Source organism: Monashia sp. HAY1-2A, assembly GCF_056755315.1.
Genome location: NZ_JBNDHY010000895.1, coordinates 1 through 228, shown reverse-complemented (window position 1 = coordinate 228; position 228 = coordinate 1). Strand labels below are relative to the sequence as shown.

Below are 228 nucleotides of genomic sequence, written 5' to 3'. Positions count from 1 at the left end.
GAGATCTACACTCTCTCCGTCGTCGGCAGCGTCAGATGTGTATAAGAGACAGCCCACGAGGTGGCCGGGACCTGCGTCCGCGTGTGCGAGGAGCGCGACATCGAGCTGTGGGACCTCACCGACAGCACGGAACGCACGCCCGGCGTGAGGCTGTCTCTTATACACATCTCCGAGCCCACGAGACGCGTAGTAATCTGGGGGGTGGGTTTGTTCTTTGGAGGGGGGGGG

1 protein-coding gene is annotated in these 228 nt (G+C 62.7%); it reads right to left on the bottom strand.

Annotated features, from left to right (window positions below; all coding sequences use genetic code 11):
- Window positions 1-5 precede the first annotated feature (5 nt).
- On the bottom strand, window positions 6-228 hold a 223-nt coding region (locus ACPYOM_RS24335), incomplete at its 5' end, for a hypothetical protein (protein WP_481347953.1).